1 protein-coding gene is annotated in these 277 nt (G+C 50.5%); it reads left to right on the top strand.

Going from position 1 to position 277, the window contains the following annotated elements; genetic code table 11:
* A partial coding sequence (locus tag E1189_RS24890) for a hypothetical protein (protein WP_230460015.1) occupies nucleotides 1–277 on the top strand: 277 nt, incomplete at both ends.

Raw genomic sequence — 277 nt, 5'->3', positions numbered from 1 at the left:
GTCAAACATGTCACTGGACAGGACAGTACGATGCCAGAAAAACTCACATTCCCTGCCCCAGGTCAAGCAATACAGCGACAGCCACAAGTATTCCAGCACATCACTCGGCGGATTCACCCAGTCAGCCAGATCCCGACATAGATGAAGGTTTCCGCCTTCTGGAAACCAACCCTAAAAGAGCATTAGTGGCAACAGCGGCGTTATCAGCAAAATACTTAGAAGACCCGCCTCGCTATGCCCGTGTTGTGGAATTAGTAGCCAAGGCTCTATTTCGTCG

Source organism: Parendozoicomonas verongulae, from assembly GCF_009711465.1.
Taxonomy (GTDB): Bacteria; Pseudomonadota; Gammaproteobacteria; order Pseudomonadales; family Endozoicomonadaceae; genus Sansalvadorimonas; species Sansalvadorimonas verongulae.
This window is presented reverse-complemented; position numbering and strand designations above follow the sequence as displayed.